Annotated in this window: 4 protein-coding genes; 2 read left to right on the forward strand and 2 right to left on the reverse strand. The window is 66.3% G+C overall.

The genetic code is table 11. The annotated features are described in order from the left end of the window. The coding region (locus ELR45_RS17825; protein ID WP_205856800.1) for a LysR substrate-binding domain-containing protein at nt 1-822 on the forward strand (822 nt) is incomplete at its 5' end. On the opposite strand, the gene ELR45_RS17830 is transcribed toward ELR45_RS17825, so the two are convergent. Together ELR45_RS17830 and ELR45_RS17835 are read right to left on the reverse strand one after the other, a co-directional pair. Then, nucleotides 812-1,798: an AraC-like ligand-binding domain-containing protein gene (locus tag ELR45_RS17830; RefSeq protein ID WP_129667570.1), complete on the reverse strand. Its 987-nt coding sequence runs from the start codon at nt 1,796-1,798 to the stop codon at nt 812-814. The genes ELR45_RS17825 and ELR45_RS17830 overlap by 11 nt on opposite strands. A 55-nt stretch (nt 1,799-1,853) precedes the next feature. Continuing rightward, complete coding sequence (locus tag ELR45_RS17835; protein ID WP_129667571.1) at nt 1,854-2,447, reverse strand: TetR/AcrR family transcriptional regulator; 594 nt, start codon at nt 2,445-2,447, stop codon at nt 1,854-1,856. Between the two features lie 204 nt (nt 2,448-2,651). Between ELR45_RS17835 and ELR45_RS17840 the strand changes: the two genes are divergently transcribed. Further along, nucleotides 2,652-3,275: aldehyde dehydrogenase family protein (locus tag ELR45_RS17840; protein WP_129667609.1), on the forward strand; the 624-nt coding region annotated here is incomplete at its 3' end.

Raw genomic sequence — 3,275 nt, forward strand, 5'->3', positions numbered from 1 at the left:
CGGGCGCTGCGCGTGCAACTGTGCGTTCGGCGCAAGGCGCACGGAGTCACGCTCACCCCCTCCGGCAGCCAGGTGCTCAGGCATGCGCGCCAGATCCTGCGCCAGGCCGAAGACCTGGAGAACTCCACCTCCGGCCAGGGGCCGCTGACCGGCGCACTATCGCTGGGCTGCTACGTGACACTGGCACCGACAGTGTTGCCACCGCTGCTGCAGCGTTTCACCGCGCTGCACCCCGAGCTGAACATCGACTTCACCGAGGACACCCAGGACGTGCTCCAACAGCGCCTGCTGGCCGGTGAACTCGACCTCGCGATCCTCTACGACATGGCTGTGATGCCTGAGCTCGCGCGCCTCGTGCTCTACACCATCCGGCCGCATGTCGTACTGCGCGCCGACCACGCCATGGCGCAGCAGCCCGCCGTGTCGCTGCGGGAACTCGAACCCGAACCCATGGTGCTGCTGGACGCCCCGCCCAGCTCCCACAACACGCTGGCCATATACGAACAACTCGACCTTGTGCCCAACGTCGCCTACCGACCCACCACCTACGAGGTCACCCGCGCCCTGGTGGGCCGTGGCATGGGATACGCCTTGCTCGTCCAACGGCCCCTGAACGATCGCACCTACGATGGGAATCAGGTAGTCATCAAGGAGATCATCGAACCGGTGCCGGACGCCCGAGTTCTCATCGCCTGGCCCCGCGCGATCCGGCTCAATCAGCGCGCTGAAGCGTTCGTCCGCTACTGCCAAGACGACATCACCAGCTTCGCCCCGCAGTTAGCAGGGACGTCATCGGCGTCACCGGCGCGCGTCAACCCCTGATCTCGCCCGGGCGGGTGGCGAGGCCCATTTGGTTCCGATACTCGCCCGGAGTGAGGTCGAAGGCGCTCTTGAACAACCGGGAGAAGTGCGACGGGTCGGTCAGGCCCCATCGGGCTCCGATCGCGGCGACGGGCTTGTGCGCATCGTGACCGGCTGCCAGATCCCGCCTGCACTTCTCGAGGCGACGTTGCCGGATCCAGCCGCTCACGCCGACGCCGGTGCTGGCAAAGAGTTTCTGCAGGTAGCTCTCCGAGATGTGATGGGCGGCCGCGACAGACCCGGGGCAGAGGCCCGGGTCCGACAGATGTCGTTCGATGAACATTCTGATGTCCGCGAGCAGGGCGCCGTGCCGCGTGTCGGGTGTCCGTGCGGATTCGTCCGCCAGCTCAGCGGAGAAGGCGGCGGCGAGAACGTCGAGCACTGCGTCGCTGAGATGGGTCCCGACTGTCCCGTTCCAAGCGTCCGGCACCTTCCGGAGCCCGACGAGAAACGGGAACACGACGACTCCCATGCCGGTGCCACCGGAGATCGTTCTGGCGCTCAGCCCGGCCATCTGGCCGAGCGGCACCGGCAGCAGCGGCCGGGGGATCATCACCACGAGCATCCGGTAATCCGTCCGGAACTCGAGCTCGTAGCGCCGGGTGGTGTCGTAGACCGCGAAATCGCCTGGACAGAGTTCGGCTACGCGATCGTCTTGCCGCAAAATGCTGGTGCCGGAGAGCTGCAGCCCGATCTTGTAGTACTCGGCAGGCGCGGCGCCGACCAGCCGACGGCTTCGCATGACGACATGCGGTGCTCCGGCGACCTCGCTGACCTGGATGGGTCCGACCTTGCTTGACGCGACCGAGGCGTAGAACCTCCGCTCGCCTGAGGGCGCACCTGCGGCCAGCGGGACGAAGGTGGATGAGATCGCCTGCCGGTACGCATCGAACCTGTCTCGCGCCGGAAGGGTCGCCGTGTCGAACGATGCAGGCATACCCACCTCCTCGTGATGTACACCACAAGGAGTATCTATCCATCTGGAAAGCTTGTCAATAGGATAGTTTGACGGCTTCGAGTACCTCGCGGAGCTTTCGCACGTTGTGTCGCGTACTCTCATCGTCACCAACAGTCAGCTGCTGGAACACCAGACCGTCGAGTGTGGCGTAGACGAGGTGGGCGAGAGCCTCGTCGTCGATGCCGAGGTTCCGCAGGCCTTCTCGGACCGCGGCCCGGTAGGTCTCGTACAGCTTCCTGGTCAGCGGGACCAGTTCGGGGCGCCGCCGGGATTCGAGCAGCAGTTCGTATTGGAACGCCTGCAGGTCCGGTTCGTTCGTGACGAGCTCGGTGAGTCCGCTGACGAAGTCCTCGACACGCGCCGTCGTCACCCGGAGCGACGACGATTCGATACTCCGGTCGATGGCATAGGACAGCGCCTCGGCCAGCAGCGCGTCGCGGGAGCCGAAATGGTGCGCGACGAGTCCGTGTGTCACGCCTGCCTCCTTGGCGACGGCCCGATAGGTCAGGTTGCGCAGGCCGGAGCTGGCGACGACCTGAATGGCCGCCTTGAGGAGCGCTTCGCGACCGGCGCCGTAGCCAGGCCGGGCCTTGGGCGGGTTCGCATTGAGGGTCTCGTGAGATGTCACACCACTCACTATAGGGACTTCTATCCAATTGGTCAGTTAGCTGAGCTGCTCACCGGCAGGCATCGACCTGGCCGAACTGAGGCCGCGAGTGCGGGATCCGTCAACTCCTGTGCTGTCGCATCCAATGTGCGGAGCAGGTGCCCGGAGGAAAGTGACTCGGCAACGGCGGTGACACCCGCCACCCAGAACTTCGGAGGCACCCTGATGGACGTTCGTGAGCAGTTGTTGATCGGCGATCGGTGGGTTCCGGCCGCCAGCGGCGCCGAGTTCAAGACCTACAACGCCGCGACCGGCGAACCGCTGGGTGTCGTGGCCGACGCGGATGCGAAAGACGTCGACGACGCGGTGGCCGCAGCCCGGCAGGCGCTGGTCGATCCGGCATGGCGGGACCTTCCGCCCTCGGCCCGTGCGCGGTTGCTCTGGCGCGTGGCGGATCTGATCGAGGACGACGCCGACGAGCTGGCGCGGCTGGAGACGCTGGACCAGGGGCAGCCGCTCGGGGTCGCAAAGTCGGTCAGCCTCGCCATGGCTGCCGACGTCTTCCGCTACTACGCGGGCTGGTGCACCAAGATCGAGGGGAAGACGTCGGCGGTGTCGATTCCCGGGACGATGCACTACACGCGGCGAGAGCCGGTCGGCGTCTGCGCGCTGATCACACCGTGGAACTTTCCGCTGATGATCGCGGCGTGGAAGCTCGCACCAGCGCTGGCGTGTGGCAACACGGTGGTGCTAAAGCCGGCCGAGCAGACCCCACTGACCACGGTCGCGCTCGCCCGCCTGTGCCGCGAAGCAGGCATTCGCGCGGGCGTGGTCAACTGCCTGACCGGC

Origin of the sequence: Phytoactinopolyspora endophytica, from assembly GCF_004138495.1 — a bacterium.
Taxonomy (GTDB): Bacteria; Actinomycetota; Actinomycetes; order Jiangellales; family Jiangellaceae; genus Phytoactinopolyspora; species Phytoactinopolyspora endophytica.